Source organism: Xanthomonas hydrangeae, assembly GCF_032697525.1.
Classification (GTDB): domain Bacteria; phylum Pseudomonadota; class Gammaproteobacteria; order Xanthomonadales; family Xanthomonadaceae; genus Xanthomonas; species Xanthomonas hydrangeae.
In genome coordinates this window covers 1,763,657-1,786,971 of the sequence record NZ_CP103836.1, presented here as the reverse complement: position 1 = coordinate 1,786,971, position 23,315 = coordinate 1,763,657, and the positions used below count along the sequence as shown (strand labels likewise).

Below are 23,315 nucleotides of genomic sequence, written 5' to 3'. Positions count from 1 at the left end.
CCTTCTCCCACCGGGAGAAGGTGGCGCGCAGCGCCGGATGAGGGTACGTGCGAAGCCGCGTGTCATCCCGATCCAGGCGCCGCTTCGCTCCACACCCTCACCCCACCCATCAGAACCGGTTGTCCCCATCCAGCAACCGCCCCAGTCCGCCCAGCACCGAGCCTTCGCCGCGTTGCTGGCCACCGGCCTGCGGGGCGGCCTGCAGCATGCGGCCGGCCATGCGCGAGAACGGCAGCGATTGCAGCCAGACCTTGCCGGGGCCGGTGAGGGTGGCCAGAAACACGCCTTCGCCGCCGAAGAACATGCTCTTCAGGCCGGCGACGCGGCGCACGTCCATGTCCACGCCGGCGTGGTAGGCGACCACGCAGCCGGTGTCCACATCGATGCGTTCGCCGGGGCCGAGCTCGCGTTCGACCACGGTGCCGCCGGCATGCACGAAGACCCAGCCGTCGCCTTCGAGCTTCTGCATGATGAAGCCCTCGCCGCCGAACAGCCCGGTGAGGATCTTGCGTTGAAATGCGATCCCCAACGACACCCCGCGCGCGCCGGCCAGGAAGCTGTCCTTCTGGCAGATCAGTTGCCCGCCATGCTCGGACAGGCGCAGCGCCAGCACCGTGCCCGGATAGGGCGCGGCGAATGCGACCCTGGCCTTGCCGCTGCCGGCATGGGTGAACACGGTGGTGAACATGCTCTCGCCGGTGACCACGCGTTTGCCGGCCGACAGCAGCTTGCCCATCAGTCCGCCGCCGCCGCTCTGACCGGCATGCGAGCCGTCGCCGAACACGGTGTCCATCTGCACCGCGGCGTCCTTGTACATCAGCGCGCCGGCTTCGGCGATGGCGCTTTCGCCCGGGTCCAGCTCGACCTCGACGAACTGCATGTCGTTGCCGACGATGCGGTAGTCGATCTCGTCGGCGCGCCCGGCCGCGCCGGTCAGCGGTGGCGGCAGGCCGCTGCCGCCCTGCAGCTCGGCCAGCTGGCGGGCCGGCGTCCAGCCATCGAGCCCGTCGCGCCAGGCCAGCGCGTCGGGCTGGCGCTGGGCATGCGCGCGGGCGCTGGCGTCGTCGAGTGGGCCGATGCGATCGGCCTGTCCGGGAACATGGAAATACCACTGGGCCATCGGGACGCCTCCTGTCTGTGCGTGTAGCGAGTCTAAGCGCAGCCGCCGCTACGGCGTCCCGTGTCCAAGGTCATGCCCTCGGGTGGCGTGGGTGGGCGCGATTGCGGCCTGCCCGGTGCGCTTCGACGCCGCGCTGCCGGATGTCATCGGATGCCTTGCGCAAGGCACCGGCCTGCGCGCCACCGCGCGGCCGGTGGCCCTTACTCTCCCACCGTCGCCCAATAGCGCTCGCCGTCGCGCTGCACCCGCACCGGGCCGGCGAACACGTCCGACAAGCTGGCGTCGGTGAGCAGTGCATCGCGCGGACCGTCGGCCACGACGGTGCCGGCACGCAGCAGGATCACCCGCGCGATCTCCGGCACGATTTCCTCGATGTGATGGGTCACCAGGATCAGCGTGATGCCCTGCCGGGCCAGGTGACGCATGGTGTCGAGCAGGTGCTGGCGCGCCACCAGGTCCAGGCCGGTGGAGGGCTCGTCCAGCAGCAGCGCCTGCGGGCGGTTGACCAGTGCGCGTGCGATCAGCACGCGGCGGGTTTCGCCGGCCGACAACTCGGCAAATTGCCGATCCAGCAGCGGCAGTGCGCGCGCTAGTGCAAGCGCCTCACGTGCCCGCGCGCGCATGTCGTCGCTGACTTCGCGATGCGGCGGCACCACGTAGCTGGCGAAGAAGCCGGACAGCACCGCGCTTTCCACATCCAGCCCCGGCATGTCGGCCAGGTTGACGCTCAGATCGCCGGTGACGATGCCCAGCTGCGAGCGCAAGCGATCCACCTGCCAGCGCGTCTGGCCCAGCACTTTCACCGCCGGCTGGCCGTCGGCACGCACCAGCGGATACAACTCGCGCGTGATCAGTTTGATGAAGGAGGATTTGCCGCAGCCATTGGGTCCCAGGATGGCGGTGTGTTGCCCCAGCGCAATGCGCAGGCTCAAGGCGTGCAGCACGCGCACCTGCCCGCGCATCACGCTGGCATGGTCGAGTTCGATCAACGGGACGGCATTTTCAATGGCAGAAGTCGCAGAAAAACCGGCAGCAACAGTCATACGGATGACATCAACCAGGTGGGGAAAGGAGACGTGTGAACCGCTTTAGGAATGCAGGGCGCACCCTACGCATCCGAAGGGTGAAGTTTGCCGCGATCGCCCCCATCATGTCTGCATCGACCAAAGAGATGGCGCCGCTGTGGAACTGCCGATGTTGTCCGATCCGATCATCGACTTCCTGACCTCCGGCGTGGCCGGGTTGGGCGTGTGGGGCATGCTGGCGGTGCTGCTGGTGTTCACCCAGCTCACCATCTTCGCGGTGACCCTGTACCTGCATCGCAGCCAGGCCCATCGCGGTGTGGATTTCCATCCGGTGGTGGCGCACTTCTTCCGCTTCTGGACCTGGTTGACCACCTCGATGATCACCCGCGAATGGGTGGCAATCCATCGCAAGCATCACGCCAAGGTCGAGACCGAGGAAGACCCGCACAGCCCGCAGACCAAGGGCATCAGCCAGGTGTTCTGGCGTGGCGTGGAGCTGTACCGCGAAGCACGCGCGCAGCGTGCCGACATCGAGCAATACGGCAAGGGCGCGCCCACCGACTGGATCGAGCGGCATCTGTACACACCGCATGCCAATGCCGGCCCGATCGCGTTGCTGGTGATCAACGCGGTGCTGTTCGGTTTGCCCGGCATCGCGCTGTGGGCGATCCAGATGGCGTGGATCCCGTTCTGGGCCGCCGGCGTGGTCAATGGTCTTGGCCACTGGTGGGGCTATCGCAATTTCGAATCGGCCGACACCTCCACCAACCTCACGCCGTGGGCGTTGTGGATCGGTGGCGAAGAACTGCACAACAACCATCATGCGTTCCCGAGCTCGGCGCGGTTTTCGATGCGGCGCTGGGAGCTGGATATCGGCTGGGTCGCCATTCGCGGTTTGCAGGCTTTGGGCCTGGCCAAGGTGCTGCGCGTGGCGCCGTCGCTGGATATCCGCCCCAACATCGCCGTGCCCGATGCCGACACACTCAAGGCATTGCTGTCGCATCGCTTCCAGGCCATGACCGACTACCAGCGCAACGTGCTCAAGCCGGCACTGCGCGAAGAAGCTGCCGCCACCGGCGCCAAGTTGCGACAGTTGCTGCCGCGGCGCTTGCGCAAGGGCCTGGTCGACGACGGGCGCTGGCTCAAGCCCGACGCGCGCGAACAGTTGCAGCGCTGGGTGGCCGAGCGCCCGCGCATGCGCACGTTGGTCGAGTACCGCGCGCGCTTGACCGCCGTGCTGGAAGCGCGCAGCCATGATGCCTCCGAACGGCTCAAGCACCTGCAGCAGTGGTGTCACGAGGCCGAAGCCAGCGGCAATGCCGCCTTGCAGGCGTATGCGGCGCGGCTCAAGGGTTATGCGCTGAGTGGGTCTTAAGCGTAGTGGCACGCGTGCCGATACGCGCGCGCGTGGATCGCATGGCTCGATCGTGCGCAGCATGCTGATGGCGTGTGGAGTATGCATTCCGGCGGTTGTCGCGCAGGCCCAGGTGCAGGACAGCCAGCAGTATCTGCAGCGCATGGATACGGATGGCGATGGACGTGTCAGCCGTGACGAATATCTGGCCTGGATGAGCTACGCCTTCGATCAGCGCGACCTGGATCACGACGGCGTGCTGCAGGGCGATGAACTGCCGGGTCGTCGCGGCAAGTCGATCACCCGCGCGGCCCATCGCGCCACGCTGATCGAGCGCTTCGCACGGCAGGATGCCAACGGCGATGGCTCTCTGAGCGCGCGTGAGTTGCTGGCGCCGCCGCGGTGATGTGCGCCGGCACGCTTGCCTTCGCGCTCGCCTGACGCCAAGCCCGGCAAGCTCGCGCACATGTTCACTCTCGATCAGGTCAGCCGCCGCTACGGCCAGGCCATTGCCCTCGATGCAGTCACGCTGACATTCGCAAGCGGCATCACCACCGCCTTGATCGGCCCCAGTGGCGCCGGCAAGTCCACCGTGCTGCGCATGCTGGTGGGGCTGGAATGGCCCGACAGCGGCACGGTCGCCTTCGACGGCACGCCGCTGCAACGCGCCAGCCTGCAGGCGCAGCGGCAACGCATCGGTTATGTGATCCAGGAAGGCGGGTTGTTTCCGCATCTGGATGCGCGCAGCAATGTGGTGTTGCTGGCGCAGACGCTGGGCTGGACACGGCAGCGCATCGATGCGCGCCTGGAGATCTTGTGCGCGCTGTGCCAGTTGCCGCCGGACTTATTGAAGCGCTACCCGGCCGAGTTATCGGGCGGACAGCGCCAGCGCGTGGGCTTGATCCGCGCCTTGATGCTGGATCCACCGGCCTTGCTGCTGGACGAGCCGCTCGGCGCGCTCGACCCCATCGTGCGCTACGACCTGCAAGCGCAGATGCGCGAACTGTTCGCCCAGCTCGGCAAGACCGTGGTGCTGGTGACGCATGACGTTGCCGAAGCTGCTTATCTGGCCGACACCCTGGTGTTGATGCGCGCCGGCCGCGTGGTACAGCAGGGCAGTGCACGTAGTTTGCTCGAACATCCGGCCGATCCGTTCGTGCAACGTTTTCTCACTGCGCAACGCAGCATCGGCGAGGCCGCATGATCGCGCGCGTGTTGCTCGCACTATGTGTGCTGATCTGCAGCGCCGGCGCGCATGCCGCGCAGGTGACGATCGGCTCGAAGAACTTCACCGAAGCGGTTTTGCTGGGCGAGATCGCCACTGCCGCCGGACAGAGAGATGGTGTGGAGGTGCAGCATCGCGCGCAGCTCGGTGGCACCCGCATCCTGTGGCGCGCGCTGGAGACCGGGCAGATCGATGCCTATGCCGAATACACCGGCACCTTGGCGCAGGAGCTGCTGCAGTTGCCCAAGGCCAGCCAGGCCGAACTGCGCGCCGCACTGGACGCGCGTGGACTGGCGATGACCGACTCGCTTGGCTTCCAGAACACCTATGCCTTCGGCATGCGTGCCGAACGCGCGCAGGCGCTCGGTATCGCGACGATGTCGGACCTGGCCCGGCATCCAAGGCTCACCATCGGCCTGAGCAACGAATTCATGCAACGCGCCGATGGCTGGCCTGGCGTGCGCGCGGCGTATGCATTGCCGCAGACTGCGACCGGGCTGGATCACGATCTGGCCTATCGCGCGCTGCAGAGCGGGGCGATCGAAGTCACCGATCTGTACAGCACCGATGCGGAAATTCCGTATTACCAGCTGCAGGTGCTGCGCGACGATCGCCGGTATTTCCCCGAGTACCAGGCCGTGTTTCTGTATCGCAAGGACCTGGCGCAACGCGCACCGGCGATGCTGAAGACATTGCAGGGGCTACAAGGCCGCATCGACGAGGCGACCATGCAGCGGCTCAACGCGCAGGTGAAGCTGGAGCGTCAGTCCGAGGCGGCGGTGGCGGCGCAATGGCTGGGCGTCACGCCTGCATCCGAAGCCGATTCGCGGATTAAGCGCCTGCTGCGGCACACGCGCGAACATCTGGCCCTGGTCGGCATCTCGTTGGGCTTTGCGTTGGTGATTGCGTTGCCGCTGGGCGTGCTGGCGGCGCGGCGGCAACGGCTCGGTCAGGTGGTGCTGTCGTTGACCGGCGTGTTGCAGACGCTGCCATCGCTGGCGGTATTCGTCTTCATGATTCCGCTGTTCGGCATCGGTGCGAAACCCGCGATTGCCGCATTGTTTCTCTATAGCCTGCTGCCGATCGTGCGCAACACACATGCCGGGCTCACTTCAATCCCGCGCGAGCTGCGCCAGACCGCCCAGGCGATCGGGCTGCCGGCGTGGACGCGCCTGTGGCGCGTGGAACTGCCGCTGGCGCGTCGCACGATCGTGGCCGGCATCCAGACCGCAGCGGTGATCAATGTAGGCACCGCCACGCTGGGCGCATTGATCGGCGCTGGCGGCTATGGCCAGCCGATCCTCACCGGTATTCGCCTGGACGACATCGGCTTGATTCTGGAAGGCGCGATTCCCGCGGCGGTGCTTGCACTGCTGGTGCAGGCGGCCTTCGAGGCACTGGAGCGCTGGGTCACGCCGCGTGGGTTGCGCATCAGCCAGCGCGGTTGAGCGGCACTGCAACCCTATGTTCGCCATGAACACGTAGGAGCGGCCTTGGCCGCGACGGGGCATTACCCCGGTAACGCCCCGTCGCGGCCAAGGCCGCTCCTACGAGGGCAGGCGTACTGCTTCATTCGCTTGGCAGCGCCGCAATCAAGCGTGAAAGCGCATCCTCGGTGACGCTCATGTGCGGCGCGATACGCAAACGCCCGTGCCGCCGTGTGCAGATCGCCCCAAATTTGCTGAACGTTGCCGCCACTGCATCCAGCTGGTCTGCTGGCGGCTGCAAGGCGGTGAGGTGCGGTGCATGCCCAGGCGTGCACCAGCCGCCCAGACCACGTGCGTGCAAGGCCGCGTCCCACTGCGCAGTGAGTGCACCAAGCGCCTGCCCAATACGCGCCGGTTGCCATGCAGCAACCTGCTGCAATGCCACCGTCGCCATCGCGATCCGCAAGGGATCGGCAACGCCGCCGGCATCGAACCGTCGTGCACCGCTGCGGTACGGCGGCGCTTTGGCGACCGAAAAGTCCCAACTGCTGCCCGCATCGCGGCCGATCCAGTGTTCTTCGATCGGCACGCCGTGCACACGCCAATGCGGTGCCACCCACAGCCAGGCCAATCCCATCGGCCCGAGCAGCCATTTGTGGCCGACACTGACCACAAAATCCGGTTGCCAGCGCGGCAGATCGGTCGGCAGCACGCCCAGGCTCTGGCTCAGATCCAGCACCAGCGCCGCCCCGCGTGCATGCACCGCTGCGCTGATGCGGTCCAGATCCAGCTGTCGCCCATCCAGCCAATACGCCTGCGGTAGCGTCACGATGCGCAGCGCAGGCGTCTCGGCAATCGCGCGCAGCACCGCATCGGTGAGTGCCTCCTCGATGGCAGTGGACACCGCCACGATGTGCGCATTCACCTCGGCGCAGCGCCGTTGCCAGATCAGCAGGTTGGACGGGAACTGTCCTTGCAGCAGCAACACCGCCTCGCCGCGTTGCAGCGGCAGGTTGCGTGCGGCAGTGGCCAGCCCATGCGCGGCCGAGGGCAGCATCGCCACGCCATCGGTGTCGTGGTCGAACAAGCCAGCGGCAAGCGCACGCAAACATTCGATGTCGTGCAGCCACGCATCGAACGGCAGCTGCCAGGGTGTGGCCATCGCGTCGATGGCCTGATGTGCCACCGTTTGCACGGCGCGCAACAGCGGTCCGCGCGAGGCGGCATCCAGATACGTGATGTCGATAGGTAACGCGAATGCCGGCTGCCGATGTGCCCAATCGATGGGTGCGGGGAGCAGGCTGGACAGGGAAGACGTGGGCATCACTACAGCTTACTGCTGGCTGCCACGCTGCCGACACGGCGCGTTCACGGCCGCTCCTCAAGCATATGCCCATGTCTGCAATCTCCCCCGTGCTGGTCGACCACCAGCAACAGCAGCTGACCCTGCTGGAACGCTTCGCGCAGACCCGCGCGTTGAGCGATCGCCTCGCCGCACCGCTCAGCGCAGAAGACGCGATGGTGCAGAGCATGCCCGACGCCAGCCCCAGCAAATGGCATCTGGCGCATACCACCTGGTTCTTCGAACGCTTCGTGTTGCAGACAGATCCTGCGTACCGCGTGTTCGATCCGGCCTGGGATTTCTTGTTCAACAGCTACTACCAAAGCGTCGGCCCGATGCATGCGCGCGCGCGCCGCGGTGTGCTGTCGCGGCCCTCGTTGCAGCAGGTGCGCGATTACCGCGCTGCGGTCGATGCACAGATGCAGCAGCGCTTGCGCGATGGGCAACTAGACGCCCAGGCCTGCACCATCGTGCAACTCGGGATCCAGCATGAGCAGCAGCACCAGGAGTTGCTGCTCACCGACATCAAGCATGCGCTGTGGAGCAATCCGTTGCAGCCGGCCTATCGCGATGCGCCCGCACCGCCCGCCGCCATTGCCAGCACGCTGCGCTGGCATGCGCGCGACGAGCAGATCGTGCAGATCGGTGCAGCCGCGTGGCCGCAATCCGACGCGTTTGCCTACGACAACGAATCGCCGCGTCACCGTGTTCTGGTCGGCGCGCATGCGCTGGCGCATCGCGTGGTCAGCAACGCCGAATTCCAGGAATTCATCGACGCTGGTGGTTACCGCAGCGCCGGCGCCTGGCTCAGCGATGGCTGGGCGATGGTGCAGGCGCAGGGCTGGCAGCGTCCGTTGTACTGGGATGCAGATGGACGCGAGTTCACGCTTGATGGCTGGCGTGCGCGCGATGCGCATGCACCGGTGTGTCATCTGAGTCTTTTCGAAGCCGATGCCTTCGCACGTTGGGCCGGCGCGCGTCTGCCCACCGAAACCGAGTGGGAGCAAGCCGCCACCGGTGTGCCGGTGCAAGGCAACTTCGTCGATACCGACGCGCTGCATCCACGCGGCGCCGAAGCGGTGGATACCGGCCTGCAGCAGTTGTTCGGCGATGTCTGGGAGTGGACCGGCAGTGCGTATCTGCCGTATCCGGGTTTTGCGCCGTGGCCCGGATCGCTGGGCGAATACAACGGCAAATTCATGAATGCGCAATGGGTGCTGCGCGGTGGCAGTTGTGCCACACCGGCCAGCCATATCCGCGCCAGTTACCGCAACTTTTTTCCATCCGATGCGCGTTGGCAGTTTGCCGGCGTGCGCCTTGCCAAGGATCTGCCTTGAACGCCGCCGCCCATGCCACCCAACGCGCCCATGCCGCGCTGACCGATCTACACCCGCAACCGGACGACATCACCGCCGATGCGCTGACCGGTTTGTCGCAGACGCCCAAGACGCTGCCGTCCAAGTATTTCTACGATGCGCAAGGTTCACAGTTGTTCGAGGCGATCACCCGGCAGCCGGAGTATTACCTCACCGGCACCGAACTGGCCTTGCTGGAGGCCAGCATGCCCTCGATTGCGCAGGCGATCGGCGCTGGCGTGCATGTGGTCGAATACGGCAGCGGCAGCGGGCGCAAGACCGAGTTGCTGCTGCAGGGCCTGCGCGATGTAGTGGCCTATACCCCGCTGGAAATCTCGCGCAGCGCCTTGCTCGACAGCACCGCGCGACTGGCCCAGGAATTTCCGCAGATCCAGATGCTGCCGGTGTGCACCGACTTCACCAAACCGCTGCGGTTGCCCGATGCGCAGCGTCCGGCGCGTCGGCATCTGGTGTTCTTTCCCGGTTCCACGCTGGGCAATTTCACCGACGCCGCCGCCATCGAGTTGATGGATGCGATGCGCCAGACCATGGGCAGCGACGGCTGCGCGTTGATCGGCATCGACCTGGACAAGGATGCCGGCCTGATCGAGGCCGCTTACAACGATGCGGCCGGGGTCACGGCCGAGTTCACCTTGAACCTGCTTGCGCGGCTCAACCGCGAGATCGGCAGCGATTTCGATCTGGACGGCTTCCGCCACCATGCGGTGTATGCGCGCGAACGTGGCCGTATCGAAACCTTCCTGATCAGCCAGCGCGCACAGCGCGTGCAGGTGGGCGGCAAGGAATTCGCGTTTGCCGACGGCGAAGCGATGCAGGTCGAATACAGCTACAAGTACACCGACGCACGCTTTGCCGAACTCGCCGCTGCCGCCGGGTTGAAGGTCACCCACGGCTGGAACGATGCCAAGGACTGGTTCGGCCTGCGCGTGTTGCGTCCGCTCTGATCTCGCGCGCCTGGCGTGCAAGGAGTCGATGACGGACAGATCGCCGCGACCATGCGCACGCTGCTGGCGCGCCGGCTGCCGCAGCAGTCCATCTGCCCGTCCGAAGTCGCCCGCGCGCTCAGCGAGGACGAGACCCACTGGCGTGCGCTGATGCCGCAGGTACGCAATGTTGCTGCCGATCTGGCCCGCAAGGACGTGGTACGGGTCACCCAGCGCGGCGACGTGGTTGACCCGGGCACGGTGCGTGGCCCGGTCCGTCTGATGCGTGGTCGGCATTTCGAATGACGGGCGCTGCCCTGCGCGTGCATGACCGCTGGCGCTCGGCAGGACGATGATGCCGAGCGGTGCGCCGACAGCGCATCGGCCCGGTAGGCGCTGACCGCTGTCGTGCGTAAACGCGATGCTGTGCCGCAGCGGCGCCGGCGCGATCTCCCAGCCCCACCACAGGAGCCTGTCGCTACTGCACTGCCGGCAAGCGTCAGCCGATCCGCGCGCAAGGTTCTAGCGCTGCAACGCGGACCTGGCCGCCCTGTCGTCTAGGCTGCCTGCACCACATGCAAGGCCTTGGGATTGCGCCACTGCGCCAGCAGCGCGGCTTGGCGTGCCTTGGCTTCCTCCAGGTGCGCGTGCTTGATATGCCCATAACCACGGATATGCTCGGGAATGCTGGCGATCTGCGCCGCCAGGCCGATGTTGTCGGCATCCAGCCGTTCCAGCAGCGTGTCCACTGTCGCCACGTAATCGGCAATCAGCTGACGCTCGCCACGCCGTTCGGCGCTGTAGCCGAACACATCGAGCTTGCCGCCGCGCAGGAATCTCAGCCGCGCCAACAGCTTGAACGCAGTGAACATCCACGGCCCGTATTCGCGCTTGATCGCGTGGCCGTGCGCATCCTTCCTGGCCAACAGCGGCGGTGCCAGGTGGAAGCGCAGCGTGTAGTCGCCTTCGAACTGCTGCTGCAGCCGGCGCTGGAAGTCGCCGCGCGTGTACAGGCGCGCCACTTCGTATTCGTCCTTGTAGGCCATCAGCTTGAAGGCATAGCGCGCTACAGCTTCGGTCAAGGCAGTGCTGCCGGGCGCACGTTGGGCCTCTTGCGCACGCACGCGCTCCACCAGCGCGAGATAGCGCTGCGCGTAGGCAGCGTCTTGATAGTCGGTCAGAAACGCGATGCGCCGCGTAATCGCCTCGTCCAAGGACTGCGCCAGCTGCTCATCGTCGAGCGGATGCACCGGCGCATCGACATCGCCATGCAGCGTGCTGCCATCGGTCCGCGCCAATGTACGCGGCGCGCTCTGTCCGCCGAGATCGTGGTCTTCCCAGCTGCCGGGCGCACGCGCTTGCGGCACCTCGCCATGCGCGATGGCCGAGTCGCCCACGCTCGGCAAACCCGCAGCACGCCGCACTGCCGGCAGATCGACCGCGGCTAATCGCCCCCACGCAAACGCCTGCTGGTTCATCGCCACCGCCGCGCCATTGAGCTCGATCGCGCGCATCAGCGCCGCATGCGACAACGGCACCAGCCCGTGCTGCCAGGCATAGCCGAGCACGAACAGATTGCTGGCGATCGCATCGCCCAGCAGCGCGGTGGCCAGTTGCGTGGCATCCAGCAGTAACGGCTCCTGGCCGCCCAATGCGGTACGCACGCCGGCGATGATCTCGGCGGCGGGGAACTGCAGATCCGGCTGGGTGGTGAAGTTGCCCGGCATCGCTTCGTAGGTGTTGAGCACCACCTGGGTGCGGCCGTCGCGCACCTTGGACAAGGCCCAGTAATCGTTGACCACCACCATGTCGCAGCCCAGCACCAGATCCGCTTCGCCGGCAGCGATGCGCACCGCGTGGATATCGGCCGGTCGGCGTGCGATGCGGATATGCGTGGTCACCGCGCCGCCCTTCTGCGCCAGCCCGGTCTGATCCAGCACCGTGGCGCCCTTGCCTTCCAGATGCCCGGCCATGCCAAGCAACGCACCGATGGTCACCACGCCGGTGCCGCCGACGCCGGTGATCAGAATGTTCCAGGGTTGTTCCAGCGTGGTGCGTTGTGGCGGCGCGGGCAACGTGTCGAACAGCGCGGTGGCATCGCGTTGCTTGCCCTTGCGCGGCTTGCCGCCATGCACTGTGACAAAGCTCGGGCAAAAGCCCGAGACGCAGGAATAATCCTTGTTGCAATTGGATTGGTCGATCTGCCGCTTGCGGCCGAATTCGGTGTCCTTGGGCAGCACCGACACGCAGAAACTCTTTTCGCCGCAATCGCCGCAGCCTTCGCACACCAGCGAATTGATCATGACGCGCTTGGGCGGGTCGACCAGCTTGCCGCGCTTGCGGCGGCGGCGCTTTTCGGTGGCGCAGGTCTGGTCGTAGATCAGGATCGACACGCCCTTGATCGTGCGCAACTGCTGCTGCACTGCATCCAGTTCGCTGCGATCGTGGAACGTCACCTCGCTGGGGAAGCGCTCGCGCCGGCGCGTCCATTTGCCGATGTCGTCGCTGACCACCGCGATGGTGTGGATGCCTTCGGCGCGCAGCTGATGGGCGATGTCCGGCACGGTGAGGGTGCCGTCCACTGGCTGGCCGCCGGTCATCGCCACCGCGTCGTTGTAGAGGATCTTGTAGGTGATGTTGACGCCGGTGGCGACCGACTGGCGGATCGCCAATGAGCCGCTGTGGAAATAGGTGCCGTCGCCCAGGTTCTGGAACACGTGCGGCGTTTCGGTGAACGGCGCCTGCCCCGACCAGGTCACGCCTTCCCCGCCCATATGGGTGAAGGTGTCGGTGGAGCGGTTCATCCAGGTCACCATGTAATGGCAACCGATACCGCCCAGCGCACGCGAGCCTTCCGGCACTGCCGTGGAGGTGTTGTGCGGGCAGCCGGAGCAGTAATGCGGCACGCGCGGGAACAGCGCGCGCGGCAAGGCCATTTCGGCTTCCTTGGTGTCCATCCAGCGCAGCCGCTGGTCGATCGACTCGGTCATCGCGCTGGACGGCAGCGCAAAGCGCTGGATACGCTTGCCGATCACCGCCGCGATCGTGGCCGGCGTCAGCTCGCCGGTGGAGGGCAGGATCCACGCGCCCTGCTCGTCGTACTTGCCGACGATGCTCGGCCGCGCACCGGCGCTGGCCGGCCAGTTGTAGAACAGCTCCTTCATCTGGCGCTCGATGAAGGCCTTCTTCTCTTCCACCACCACGATGTCGTCGAGCCCGCGCGCGAACGCGCTGATGCCCACCGGCTCCAGCGGCCAGGTCATGCCGACCTTGTACACGCGGATGCCGATCTGCGCGCAGGCCTGCGCATCCAGGCCCAGGTATTCCAGCGCCTGCAGCACGTCCAGATAGCTCTTGCCGGTCGTGACGATGCCCAACCGCGCGTGCGGCGAATCCAGCACCACACGGTCGATGCCGTTGGCGCGCGCGAATGCCTGCGCGGCGGCGATCGCGTAGCGGTGCAGACGCATTTCCTGATCCACCGGCGGATCAGGCCAGCGGATGCTCAAACCCCCTGGCGGCAACGTGAAGTCCTCTGGCAGCACGATCGTGCGTGCGAACGGATCCACATCCACCGAGGCGGAAGACTCCACCGTCTCGGCAATGGTCTTGAAGCCGATCCAGCGCCCGGTATAGCGGCTCATCGCCCAGCCGAGCAGGCCCATGTCCAGGATGTCCTGCACCCCGGCCGGATTGAGGATCGGCATCATCGCGCTGACGAATTCCTCTTCCGAGCCGTGCGGCAGGGTCGAGCTGCGGCAGGCATGGTCGTCGGCGGCCAACGCCAGCACACCGCCATATGGCGAAGTTCCGGCGGCGTTGCCGTGCTTGAACACGTCGCCGCTGCGGTCCACACCCGGGCCTTTGCCGTACCACATGCCGTACACGCCCTGCACCTTGGCACCGGGGAACAGGTTGGTCTGCTGGGTGCCCCAGACCATGGTGGCGGCCAGGTCTTCGTTGAGGCCGGGGGTGAAGGTCACCCTGGCCGCCTCCAGATGCTTGCGCGCGCGCCACAGCTCCAGATCGAACCCGCCCAGCGGGCTGCCGCGATAGCCGCTGATGAAGCCGGCAGTGGCAAGGCCGGCGGCGTCATCGCGCAGGCGTTGCATCAACGGCAGCCGCACCAGCGCCTGCACGCCTGACAAGTAGATGCGGCCATCGGCGCGCGTGTACTTGTGCTCCAGCGTGTAATCCGCATCCACCTCGCCGAGCTCCGGCGTGTTGGCAGAGTCGGGGGAAGAGAGTGCAGCAGTACTGGTCATGGCTTGCCCGGAAAGGGTGGCTGGAACCCAGGGCTCCAAAACGGCCTAACAATTGTAACAGCCGCTATTCACATGCCTGGCACACCGGGTGTGCATCGCAGCGACACTGAGGTTAGGATGGGACAGGGTTGGGGTTTGTCGTGTGTCGCAAGGGGAAAACCAGTGAGAACGAAGTTCGCATGGGCCATTGCGTTGGCCCTGCTCGGGAGCGTGTGGTCGTTGGCGCAAGCGCAGAGCCTGCCCAAGCCCAAGGAGTTCTATTTCGACGAAGACCGCGGCACCACCAAAGCCGTGGTCGCCGTGCAGGGGCAGGGCGATGCGGTGGTCGACCGCCTGGCCGCAATGGTGCAGCGTGACGCACGCGCCGCCGAGCCGCGCGCGCAACTGGCCTCGCTGGCCTATGCCGGTGGGCGCACCCAGTTAGGCGACGAGCTCTACCAGGGGGCGTTGGGCCTGGTTTCCAATGGTAGCCAGCAATATCGCGCTATCACCTGGAACTACGGCTGGGATCTGTTGCGTGCCGACAAGGCCGACAAGGCCTTGCAGCTGTGGGCCAACCTGGCCAACGGCCGTCCGGCCACGCCGCAATGGCTGCCCACGACCGCGGCGCTGGCGCTGTGGCGTGCCGGGCGCAAGCAGGAAGCGGTCGAGTGGTATGCCGCCGCCGTGCGCACCTGGCCTGAACGCTGGAGCAGCACCGCCAACTACGCCAGCCTGCTGCCGGACTGGCGCGAAGCAGAACGTGCCAGCCTGGCCGAGGTCTTCGCCGCCTGGCAGGCGAACCCGCCGGCGTTTCCGTAAGTCTTGGCATCGCGCTGCAGTTAACCGCCGCAGCGCGATGCCCTGCATCAGCCGAATCTGCGACAGGCCATCGCTGGTGATAGCTGCATTTGCATAGAAGCAGCCCGTGCTCGACTGACCAGGTTTTCGACTGCATCGAAACATCGCTACGACGCGAAGTTTTGCTTGTCTTCGAGGGCTTGAGCAGAGCGGATAGATCAGAACAGAGCGGATAGATCAGGTGTAGTGCGGCTGTTCTGCTGATCTGCGGCTTGGCTGCAGGGCCCTTGCCCGCTCACCATCGCGGGACACGCCGCAAGTACGTCCCTGTAGGATCTTACGCGGCATCCATGCCGCGTAAGATCCCGCGACGGTGAGCGGGCAAGGACCAGTCGAGAGTGTCGGTGTGCATGGTTTTAAAATAGCCACCGACTAACTCTCTGGTGCGGTGTCCTCGCCGCTTGCGGGACCGTGTGGCGGCATGGATGCCGCCAGCGAGCCCCCAGGGACGGGTTCACGGCGTGTCCCGCGAGCGGCGAGGACACCGCGCACTCGACACACTGGTTTCGGGTAGGCAAACGATGGAAGTCTCGCTGCTTCGGGTTAGCGCGATGCCAAGCCAGCCCTCCGCCGATGCCTGTGCTGCGCGCTATGCGATCCTGTGCATCGCTTTCCAACGGACACGATCACGCCATGGCGGTGGATGCATTTGCGTTGATTCTGGCGATGCTGGGGCTGGGTCTGCTGTTCGCCCGCTTGCGGGTACTGCCGGACAACAGTGCCGACGTGCTCAATCGCATCGTGTTGTATATCTGCCTGCCGGCCTCGGTGCTGACCTATGTGCCGCGCCTGCATCTGGATGCTTCGCTGGGTGGAGTGATCGCCACGCCGTGGGTGTTGACCGCGATCATCGTGCCGCTGCTGTGGGGCTGCAGCCGTGTGTTTGGATTCAAACGCGAGGAATATGCCGCGCTGCTGATGTGCGTGGTGTTCACCAACTCCAGCTTCATCGGCTTTCCGATGGTGCGCGCGTTGATCGGCGATCACGCGCTGCCGTATGCGGTGGTCTACGACCAGTTCGGCACCTTCGTGCTGCTGTCCACGTTTGGGTTGTATGTGCTGGCGCGCTAAAGCGGCGACACCCCGCCTACCGCGCGGATGATCCTGCTGCGGGTGCTGCGGTTTCCGCCGCTGTGGGCGCTGCTGTTCGCACTGACGTTGATGCCGGAGCAGCCGCCGACCTGGATCGGTTCGGGATTGAAGAGTCTGGCCGAGGCGATGCTGCCGCTGGTGATGCTGGCGGTGGGCTTCTCCCTGCAGTTGCGGCTGCCTGCGGACGAGCTCAAACCATTGGCCGTCGGCTTGGTCTTCAAGTTGGCCGTGATGCCGGTGCTGGCGTTGCCGCTGTCCTGGGCGCTCGGCCTGCATGGGGCGATGCTGCAAACCAACGTGCTCGAATCGGCCATGCCCACCATGATCACCGCCGCCGCGCTGGCCATTTCGCATCGGCTGGCGCCGCGCCTGGCTGCAGCGATGGTCGGCTACAGCATCCTGCTGTCGCTGCTGACCTTGCCTGCCTGGGCCTGGTTGCTGGCACGTCTGGCGGCGTGATGCCAGGCGCGAACTCGCGCTGCCGCTTCGGTACTGCCGCACCGCAGGTTCAACGCGCACCCGCGTTAGCCTCGCAGCCAATGCTGCACTGCGATGACAATGCGGTGCACGCAGAGCCGCCAATCGACAGCACAGCGCGCGCGAGGTCATGACGCAGGCGCAGGTCGCGCAGAAGCTGCTGCGCACGCGCGCAGCACAGGGATTTCCCGAGCATGGATCACGGCTGCTGGAAGATCGCCCGGCTGGCAGTCGATCGGTTTAACGTCTTTCGACTACTTCCTCACCGTGCCGCGGTGTACGCTGCCGGCTTGCTCCCGGAAGCGAGGCGTGCATGAAGACAGTCCTGGTGGCCGGCTCCAAAGGCGGCGTAGGCAAGACCACGATCGCCACCAATCTGGCCGCACATGCGGCCTTGCAGGGCCAGCGCACCGTGCTGGCAGATGCCGATCCGCAAGGCTCGTCCACGCGCTGGGCGCAGCGTCGCGCCAGCCTGGAAAGTGCGGTGCTGCCGATCGACGCCACCCGCCGTCGCAACTGGCAGGCCGCAGTGCCCGATGGCACCGATCAGCTGATCATCGATGCCCCGGCCGGGGCGATGGCCGAGGATCTGAGCGGATTTCTGGACCACGTCGATGCCATCGTGGTGCCGGTGCTGTCCTCCGCACTGGATATTGAAGCGGTGGTGGGCTTTCTCAACACGCTGGCCAAGGTGCCGCGCGTGCACCAGCGCAAATTGCCGGTGGGCCTGGTGCTCAACCGCGCCCGTCCGTGGACCCAGACCTCGCAACAGGCCGCCGAGATGATCGGTACCTGGCCGTATCCGCTGGTGACCCAGCTGCGCGACACCCAGGCCTACGTGGTCATGGCCGGGCTGGGACGCAGCCTGTTCGACTACCGCTCGGCGCAGGTGCGCGACCATCAACAGGACTGGGAGCCGCTGTTCAAGTGGCTCAAGAAGGCCTAAATCGGATAGTTTCCATGCGCGAATTGATCTTGTTGCGACACGCCCACGCCGAGCCGGCCGATACCGGCCAGGCCGATCTGGACCGGCCGCTGTCCCCGCACGGCATTGCCGAGGCGGAATCGGCCGGCCGCTGGCTGCGCGAGCAGCGCCTGGTGCCCGACCGCGTGCTGTGCTCGCCTGCCCGGCGCGCCCGCGAGACGCTGGAAGCGGTACTGGAGCTCACCGGCTATATCGAACAACGCCTGGACGAGCGCATCTACGAAGCGACGCCCGGCACCCTGGCCAGCCTGGTGGACGAACACCGTGACGCCGAGCGCTTGCTGCTGGTGGGCCACAACCCCGGGCTGGAGCGGTTGGCAGCGCTGATGCACAGCGGCCAGACCGGCGACTACCGTGGCATGCCCACCGCCGCGATCGCCCTGCTGGCGCTGCCGCTGGAGGCCGCCATCGAACCGGGTATCGCCCGCCTGATCGCCTTCTGGTGGCCTTGATCCGTGTCATTGTCGCTGCGCTGGTACGCCTGGCTCGCGCTCTGGGTCGCTCTGCCCTGTATGGCGCAGCAGAAGGTGCATTCCATCGACCCGGTGCAATCGCGCTTCGGGTTCGAGATCAGAACGCGCTTCGGCATGAAGATCGAGGGGTTCTTCCCGCGTTTTCGCGGTGAACTGGTGGAGTTGCCCGACAAACGCCAACAGGTGCGCTTCCGGCTGGACGCCACCCAGGTGGAAATCCCCGGCAAGGACCGCTACACCGCGTGGATGCGCGGCGAGGATTTCTTCGATGTCGCCCAATACCCGGTGGTGGAATTCGAGTCGCTTCCCTACACCGAAGCGGTCGTGAAGCAGGGGGGCGACATCACCGGCAACCTGACCATTCGCGGAATCACGCACATCGAGACCCTGCATGTGGCGCCAGCTGAATGCGCGCGGCCGGGCTATGATTGCGACGTGATCAGTCGTGGGACGGTGCTGCGTGGACGTTACGGAATGAATGCGTGGCAGATGGCCCTGGGCGACAGGGTGACGTTCGTTCTGCGTGGGCGGTTGCAGGAGGCGCGGCGCCCGTGAGTTTCCTGTTGAGGGTGCTTGTGCTGGCAACGCTGTTGCTCGGCACCGGATGCGCCGGCCTGTCGCAAATCGAACGCAACCGTGCGGCAGGCGTGGCTTCTGCCGCGCGCAGCACGCTGGTGAGCTGCACCCAGGCCAATCGCTGTGCGCTGTCCTCGCCGCTGCGCGCGCTGGGCGGCGAGGCGATCACCAGCTCCACTGCGGCTGCGCCGCGGCACTACGCCACCATCGTCGATCGCGGCGAAGAGTCGTTGGTCGCGCGGCTGAATCTGATCCGCAGCGCCACCCGCAGCATCGATCTGCAGACCTATATCTTCGACAAGGACGACAGCGCGCGCATGGTGCTGGATGCACTGATCGACGCGGCGCAGCGCGGGGTCAAGGTACGCATCCTGATCGACCAGCTCTCGGCGATCGCCGATCTGCAGATTCTCGGCGCGCTGTCCAGCACCCATGAAAATCTGCAGCTGCGCATCTATAACCCCACCTTCGGCAAGGTCAAACTCAATTACTTCGACTATGCCGGCAGCGTGGTGTGCTGTTTCCGTCGCTTCAACCAGCGCATGCACAACAAGCTGCTGGTGGTGGACGATGTGCTCGGCGTGGTCGGCGGCCGCAACTACCAGGACGACTATTTCGACTGGGACAGCGAATACAACTTCCGCGACCGTGACGTGATTCTGGCCGGCCCAGAAGTGCGTGCGATGGCGGCCAATTTCGACGCGTTCTGGCGTGCGCAGCGCAGCGTGCCGGCCGAGCGCCTGAACGATGTCGGCCGCCTGCTGCTGGAACAGGGCGCGCCGAACATGCCGCCTGCCGACATCCGCCGCCCGGAGCGGGTGGCGCGCGTCGACCGTGAGGCGCGCGATGCGCAATTCATCCGCGATGCGTTCGTGACCCCGGCCATGCCGGTGCAGCGCGTGCTGTATGTGGCCGACCTGCCGCAGAAACACCGCAAGGAACATGCCGCCAAGGCGGTGTCCACCGCGCCGGAGCTGGATGGCCTGATCGCCGGTGCGCAGCAGGAAGTGCTGCTGCAGACGCCGTATCTGGTGTTGTCCGATCAGGCACAGGCGATCTTCCGCACACTGCGCACGCGCCCGCAGCCGCCACGCATCGTGGTCTCAAGCAATAGCCTGGCGGCCACCGACAACCCGATTGTGTATGCGCTGTCGTACAAGTTCAAACGCCGCAACCTGCGCGAGCTGGGCTTCAACATCTACGAATTCAAGCCATTTCCGCTGAATGCACCGGTGGACTACGCCAATCTGGTGCCCGACCCGCTCAATCCGCAGGCCGTCGAGCCGGTCGAGGGCGACAGCAGCGTCAATCGCGTGATCAGCGGCAGCGCGGCCGGCAACGCGGTGCGTGGCAGCGGTGGCAGCAATAGCAACGGTGGCGGCGGAACACCGGGGAGTGCCATTCGCGGCAGCGGCGGTGGCGCGGGGCGTGCACCCGGCGGCAGCGAGGTCGACCGGCGTGTGCTGCGTACCGAAACGCGGCCCTCGTTCCTGGGCACGCGTGCGGTCAACAAGCCGCTGCCGGTCACCCGTGCCGGCGCGCGCATGGGCCTGCATGCCAAGTCGTTGGTGGTGGACCGGCGCATCGGCGTGATCGGCACGCACAACTTCGACCCGCGCAGCGAGAACTACAACACCGAGGCGGCGGTGGTGATCGACGATGCGCGCTTTGCGCAGGCGCTGGCCGCCAGCATCGAGCGCGACATCGCCCCGGAAAATGCCTGGACCGTGGCCTCGCGCGAAAAGCCGCCGGTGCTGAGCGGACTGAACTACAGCGTGGGCAAGGTGTCCGAATCGTTGCCGGTGCTGGATTTCTGGCCCTGGCGCTATGCCACCAATTACGAATTCCAGCCTGGCCCCGGCTGCCCGTTTCCACTCAAGCGCCAGGACCCGCAGTTCCGGCAGTGCTATGTGGCGGTGGGCGACTTCCCCGAGGTCAACGTCGGCCCGAAGTGGTTGCTGGTGCGGATGCTGACTGCCTTCGGTGCCGGCCTGGTGCCGATTCTGTGATCGCATAGGCGCGCCGCTCACTGGCCGCTATCGTGACGATATGTCTCTGGCGCGGAGACGGAACTGCGCCTGGATCAATCAGGGCAGTCAGCGACAGTTGAACCAGATCCTCCGGGCGCAGATGCTGTTGCGATTCCCGATTCCCGATTCCCGATTCCCGATTCCCAATCCCCAATCCCCAATCCCCAATCCCCAATCCCCAATCCCCAATCCCCAATCCCCAATCCCCAGCCTATGACCTTCCGCGAACCCGTCGATCTTGCTGCCCTCAACGCCTCCAGCCGCGACACCTTGATCGAACATCTGGGCATCGTGTTCACCGACGCCGGCGACGATTGGTTGCGCGCCACCATGCCGGTGGATTCGCGCACCAAGCAGCCGTACGGCTTGCTGCACGGCGGTGCGTCGGTGGTGCTGGCCGAAACCCTGGGCAGTAGCGCCGGCAATCTGTGCGTGGATATGACCACCCAGATGTGCGTGGGGTTGGAGATCAATGCCAACCATCTGCGTGCGGCGTATCAGGACGTGGTCACTGGCACCGCGCGCGCCGTGCATATCGGGCGCAGCACGCAGGTGTGGGACATCACCATCGAAAACCCGGCCGGCAAGCGCGTGTGCGTTTCGCGGCTCACCTTGGCCGTGGTCCCGCGCAGCAATGGCTGAGCGCGCCGTGCAAGCACATGGGTGGAACAGCGCCACCCGCTGCCGGCACTGCGCGCGTGCCAAGCTGCTGTCACAATAGTCGCGCTTCCTTCCCCTGGTACCGGTCCCGTTCCTGCAATGAGCGAGTCATCCCTGGACGCCACGCGCGATGCTGGCGGCGCGCGTTGGTTCCGGTACCTGTATCGGGTACCGCTACTGCTGGTGCACCTGAGCATCTGTCTGCCGATCACCATGCTGTGCGTGGTGGCGCCGCCGCTGGCGCGTATCCGTACCGGCCACGACGACACCCTGGACGAGTGGATGATCCGCTGGTGGCAGGGCAATCTGATGCGCATCTTCGGATTTCGTTTGCGTCACTTCGGCACTCCGCTCCCGGGCGCTGCGTTGTTCGTCGCCAATCACGTCAGCTGGATCGACATCTCGATGCTGCACAGCCAACGCGTGATGGGCTTTGTGGCCAAGCGCGAGATCGCCGGCTGGCCGCTGGTGGGCTGGCTGGCGGCCAAGGGCCAGACCATCTTCCATCAGCGCGGCAATACCGAATCGCTGGGCGGCGTGCTGCAGGAAATGCTGGCGCGGCTGCAAAGCGGCAAGCCGGTGGGCGTGTTTCCGGAAGGGCGCACCCGCGGCGGCACCGAGGTCGGCCCGTTCCATGCCCGGATCTTCCAGGCCGCGGTAGAGGCCGGCGTGCCGGTGCAACCGGTGGCGTTGCGTTACGGCGAGCGCGGCAATGCGCAGGCGGTGGTGGCATTCGGCGAGCGCGAGAGCTTCTTCGACAACATCGTGCGCCTGCTCGGCGAGCCGGCGCGGCTGGCCGAAGTGCATTTTCTCGAGCCGATCCGCGCGCTGGATGTCGACGGACGTCGCCGCCTGGCCGACACCTCGCGTCAACGCATCATTGCGGCAATGGAGTCCTAGCCCGCGATGCGTATGCTCATCACTCCTGCGGCCGACGCGACAGTGCCTGGCCCGATGAGCGCATGAACGTTTCCGACTATTCGCCGCCCCGCTGGTTGCGCAATCCGCATGTGCAATCGCTGCTGGGCAGCAGTGCGTTGCGCCGGATTCGCAGCCGCCAGTTGCTGGCCGCCAGCGGCGCGGTGACCAGCGAACATATTCTCGACGGCGGCGACGGCGTACGCCTGCAGGGCTGGATGAGCATCCCGCCCGGCGATGCGCCGGTGCGCGCCACCGTGCTGCTGCTGCACGGCTGGGAAGGCAGCGCCGATTCCAATTACATGCGGCTCACCGCTGCGCGCCTGCTGGGCCTGGGCTATCAGGTGTTCCGGCTGAATTTCCGCGATCACGGCGGCACCCATCACCTCAACGTGGACCTGTTCCACTCCGATCGCATCGATGAAGTGGTCAACGCTGCAGGCGATCTGTGGCGGCGCTTTCCCGCACCGCAGTTATTGGTGGCCGGTTACTCGCTGGGCGGCAATTTCGCACTGCGGCTCGCCTTGCGCGCGCCGGCGGCCGGCCTGCCGGTGGCGCGGGTCGCAGCGGTGTGTCCGCTGCTGGATCCGGCCGCCACCATGCTGCAGCTGGAAAAAGGCCCGCAGTTCTACGATTGGTATTTCCGCCGGCGCTGGCGCGAATCGCTGCTGCGCAAACGCAAGCTGTTCCCCGATCAGCACGGCTACGACGATGCCACCCTGGCGCTGGACATGCGCGGCCTGATGGCCTGGTTGGCCGAGCAGCACACCGGGCACGGCTCGCTGCAGGCGTATTTCGACAGTTATTCGATTGCCGGCGAACGCCTGGCCGGCTTGCAGGTGCCGGTCCACATCCTGATGGCCGAAGACGACCCGGTGATTCCGTTCGCCGATTTCGCCGGCTGGCATCTGCCCGCGCACGCGCAGCTGGAAATCGCGCGCTGGGGCGGCCACTGCGGCTTTCTGGAAAACGCCCGTGGCGATGGTTTTGCCGAACGTTGGGTGGCCGAGCGGCTGACCGTGCAGGCCTGAGAGCGGCGAAAACCGTCGCGAGCAGTCGCCAGGTGGGCGCGGATGACGCGCTCCGAACTGCAGTGTACGAGTGGTGCCTGCCAACGGGCATCGGCCACGCGCCTGGCGGCTGCGCAGCAGTGTTGATAGCCGCTCCGAGTCGGCGTCCCGCCGCGCATCGTTACAATAGGCGTTTG

The 23,315-nt window shown here is 66.1% G+C and carries 19 protein-coding genes, 1 other RNA gene and 1 pseudogene; 16 read left to right on the top strand and 5 right to left on the bottom strand.

Features of this window, described 5'->3' with window-relative positions:
- Positions 1-109: 109 nt before the first annotated feature.
- Both NYR97_RS07355 and NYR97_RS07350 read right to left on the bottom strand, forming a co-directional pair.
- The gene (locus NYR97_RS07355) at positions 110-1,120 is read right to left on the bottom strand and encodes a TIGR00266 family protein (protein ID WP_016901220.1); all 1,011 of its coding nucleotides are present in this window, start codon (positions 1,118-1,120) and stop codon (positions 110-112) included.
- Between the two features lie 200 nt (positions 1,121-1,320).
- On the bottom strand, positions 1,321-2,163 hold the full coding sequence (locus NYR97_RS07350) for an ABC transporter ATP-binding protein (protein ID WP_316697307.1): 843 nt from the start codon (positions 2,161-2,163) through the stop codon (positions 1,321-1,323).
- Positions 2,164-2,314: 151 nt separating this feature from the next.
- Between NYR97_RS07350 and NYR97_RS07345 the strand changes: the two genes are divergently transcribed.
- The 4 genes from NYR97_RS07345 (at position 2,315) to NYR97_RS07330 (ending at position 6,172) form a co-directional block, all read left to right on the top strand.
- Positions 2,315-3,520 carry a DesA family fatty acid desaturase gene (locus NYR97_RS07345; RefSeq protein ID WP_316697305.1) on the top strand — a complete coding sequence of 402 codons (1,206 nt, stop codon included), beginning with the start codon at positions 2,315-2,317 and terminating at the stop codon, positions 3,518-3,520.
- Between the two features lie 61 nt (positions 3,521-3,581).
- Complete coding sequence (locus NYR97_RS07340) at positions 3,582-3,905, top strand: EF-hand domain-containing protein (protein WP_232372338.1); 324 nt, start codon at positions 3,582-3,584, stop codon at positions 3,903-3,905.
- Positions 3,906-3,965: 60 nt separating this feature from the next.
- Entirely contained in the window at positions 3,966-4,703 is a 738-nt protein-coding gene (locus tag NYR97_RS07335) for an ATP-binding cassette domain-containing protein (RefSeq protein WP_316697304.1), read from the top strand.
- Entirely contained in the window at positions 4,700-6,172 is a 1,473-nt protein-coding gene (locus NYR97_RS07330) for an ABC transporter permease/substrate-binding protein (RefSeq protein WP_316697303.1), read from the top strand. The genes NYR97_RS07335 and NYR97_RS07330 overlap by 4 nt, the downstream gene beginning before the upstream one ends.
- Before the next feature lie 121 nt (positions 6,173-6,293).
- Here the strand turns inward: NYR97_RS07330 and NYR97_RS07325 are convergent, their stop codons facing one another.
- Positions 6,294-7,475 carry an aminotransferase class V-fold PLP-dependent enzyme gene (locus tag NYR97_RS07325; RefSeq protein WP_316697302.1) on the bottom strand — a complete coding sequence of 394 codons (1,182 nt, stop codon included), beginning with the start codon at positions 7,473-7,475 and terminating at the stop codon, positions 6,294-6,296.
- Positions 7,476-7,540: 65 nt separating this feature from the next.
- Between NYR97_RS07325 and egtB the strand changes: the two genes are divergently transcribed.
- Genes egtB through NYR97_RS07310 form a run of 3 tightly spaced genes read left to right on the top strand, consistent with a single transcriptional unit; the run spans position 7,541 to position 10,098 of the window.
- Positions 7,541-8,830, top strand: coding sequence for an ergothioneine biosynthesis protein EgtB (gene egtB, locus NYR97_RS07320; RefSeq protein WP_316697301.1), 1,290 nt, complete (start codon positions 7,541-7,543; stop codon positions 8,828-8,830).
- The gene (gene egtD, locus NYR97_RS07315; RefSeq protein WP_316697300.1) at positions 8,827-9,813 is read left to right on the top strand and encodes an L-histidine N(alpha)-methyltransferase; all 987 of its coding nucleotides are present in this window, start codon (positions 8,827-8,829) and stop codon (positions 9,811-9,813) included. The genes egtB and egtD overlap by 4 nt, the downstream gene beginning before the upstream one ends.
- A gap of 15 nt (positions 9,814-9,828) precedes the next feature.
- Positions 9,829-10,098, top strand: a complete 270-nt coding sequence (locus tag NYR97_RS07310; RefSeq protein WP_316697299.1) for a DUF3253 domain-containing protein — start codon at positions 9,829-9,831, stop codon at positions 10,096-10,098.
- A gap of 251 nt (positions 10,099-10,349) precedes the next feature.
- Here the strand turns inward: NYR97_RS07310 and NYR97_RS07305 are convergent, their stop codons facing one another.
- Positions 10,350-14,057 carry an indolepyruvate ferredoxin oxidoreductase family protein gene (locus NYR97_RS07305; protein WP_316697298.1) on the bottom strand — a complete coding sequence of 1,236 codons (3,708 nt, stop codon included), beginning with the start codon at positions 14,055-14,057 and terminating at the stop codon, positions 10,350-10,352.
- A 162-nt stretch (positions 14,058-14,219) separates the two neighbouring features.
- Between NYR97_RS07305 and NYR97_RS07300 the strand changes: the two genes are divergently transcribed.
- The 9 genes and pseudogenes from NYR97_RS07300 to NYR97_RS07260 all read left to right on the top strand — a co-directional run bounded on the left by NYR97_RS07300 (position 14,220) and on the right by NYR97_RS07260 (position 23,139).
- Complete coding sequence (locus NYR97_RS07300; RefSeq protein WP_043888912.1) at positions 14,220-14,858, top strand: tetratricopeptide repeat protein; 639 nt, start codon at positions 14,220-14,222, stop codon at positions 14,856-14,858.
- A gap of 672 nt (positions 14,859-15,530) precedes the next feature.
- Positions 15,531-16,448, top strand: a pseudogene (locus NYR97_RS07295) (AEC family transporter).
- Between the two features lie 331 nt (positions 16,449-16,779).
- Complete coding sequence (locus tag NYR97_RS07290; RefSeq protein WP_023902097.1) at positions 16,780-17,412, top strand: ParA family protein; 633 nt, start codon at positions 16,780-16,782, stop codon at positions 17,410-17,412.
- 14 nt (positions 17,413-17,426) lie between these two features.
- On the top strand, positions 17,427-17,903 hold the full coding sequence (locus NYR97_RS07285) for a SixA phosphatase family protein (protein ID WP_006449220.1): 477 nt from the start codon (positions 17,427-17,429) through the stop codon (positions 17,901-17,903).
- A gap of 3 nt (positions 17,904-17,906) precedes the next feature.
- The gene (locus NYR97_RS07280) at positions 17,907-18,479 is read left to right on the top strand and encodes a YceI family protein (protein WP_316697297.1); all 573 of its coding nucleotides are present in this window, start codon (positions 17,907-17,909) and stop codon (positions 18,477-18,479) included.
- Positions 18,476-20,509 carry a phospholipase D family protein gene (locus tag NYR97_RS07275; RefSeq protein ID WP_316697296.1) on the top strand — a complete coding sequence of 678 codons (2,034 nt, stop codon included), beginning with the start codon at positions 18,476-18,478 and terminating at the stop codon, positions 20,507-20,509. Before NYR97_RS07280 ends, NYR97_RS07275 begins: the two co-directional genes overlap by 4 nt.
- Before the next feature lie 234 nt (positions 20,510-20,743).
- The gene (locus tag NYR97_RS07270) at positions 20,744-21,172 is read left to right on the top strand and encodes a hotdog fold thioesterase (protein ID WP_115037056.1); all 429 of its coding nucleotides are present in this window, start codon (positions 20,744-20,746) and stop codon (positions 21,170-21,172) included.
- 21 nt (positions 21,173-21,193) lie between these two features.
- Positions 21,194-22,090 (top strand): lysophospholipid acyltransferase family protein, encoded by an 897-nt coding sequence (locus NYR97_RS07265; protein WP_316697295.1) that lies wholly within the window; start codon positions 21,194-21,196, stop codon positions 22,088-22,090.
- 62 nt (positions 22,091-22,152) lie between these two features.
- Entirely contained in the window at positions 22,153-23,139 is a 987-nt protein-coding gene (locus NYR97_RS07260) for a YheT family hydrolase (RefSeq protein ID WP_316697293.1), read from the top strand.
- Positions 23,140-23,143: 4 nt separating this feature from the next.
- On the opposite strand, the gene NYR97_RS07255 is transcribed toward NYR97_RS07260, so the two are convergent.
- Positions 23,144-23,218: non-coding RNA, sX9 sRNA (locus tag NYR97_RS07255), on the bottom strand.
- Positions 23,219-23,315: the final 97 nt, after the last annotated feature.

Coding starts and splice junctions, on each gene's coding strand:
- NYR97_RS07355 (WP_016901220.1), bottom strand. CDS start 1,120: ATGGCCCAGTGGTATTTCCATGTTCCCGGACAGGCCGATCGCATCGGC.
- NYR97_RS07350 (WP_316697307.1), bottom strand. CDS start 2,163: ATGACTGTTGCTGCCGGTTTTTCTGCGACTTCTGCCATTGAAAATGCC.
- NYR97_RS07345 (WP_316697305.1), top strand. CDS start 2,315: ATGTTGTCCGATCCGATCATCGACTTCCTGACCTCCGGCGTGGCCGGG.
- NYR97_RS07340 (WP_232372338.1), top strand. CDS start 3,582: ATGCTGATGGCGTGTGGAGTATGCATTCCGGCGGTTGTCGCGCAGGCC.
- NYR97_RS07335 (WP_316697304.1), top strand. CDS start 3,966: ATGTTCACTCTCGATCAGGTCAGCCGCCGCTACGGCCAGGCCATTGCC.
- NYR97_RS07330 (WP_316697303.1), top strand. CDS start 4,700: ATGATCGCGCGCGTGTTGCTCGCACTATGTGTGCTGATCTGCAGCGCC.
- NYR97_RS07325 (WP_316697302.1), bottom strand. CDS start 7,475: ATGCCCACGTCTTCCCTGTCCAGCCTGCTCCCCGCACCCATCGATTGG.
- egtB (WP_316697301.1), top strand. CDS start 7,541: ATGCCCATGTCTGCAATCTCCCCCGTGCTGGTCGACCACCAGCAACAG.
- NYR97_RS07305 (WP_316697298.1), bottom strand. CDS start 14,057: ATGACCAGTACTGCTGCACTCTCTTCCCCCGACTCTGCCAACACGCCG.
- NYR97_RS07290 (WP_023902097.1), top strand. CDS start 16,780: ATGAAGACAGTCCTGGTGGCCGGCTCCAAAGGCGGCGTAGGCAAGACC.
- NYR97_RS07285 (WP_006449220.1), top strand. CDS start 17,427: ATGCGCGAATTGATCTTGTTGCGACACGCCCACGCCGAGCCGGCCGAT.
- NYR97_RS07270 (WP_115037056.1), top strand. CDS start 20,744: ATGACCTTCCGCGAACCCGTCGATCTTGCTGCCCTCAACGCCTCCAGC.
- NYR97_RS07260 (WP_316697293.1), top strand. CDS start 22,153: ATGAACGTTTCCGACTATTCGCCGCCCCGCTGGTTGCGCAATCCGCAT.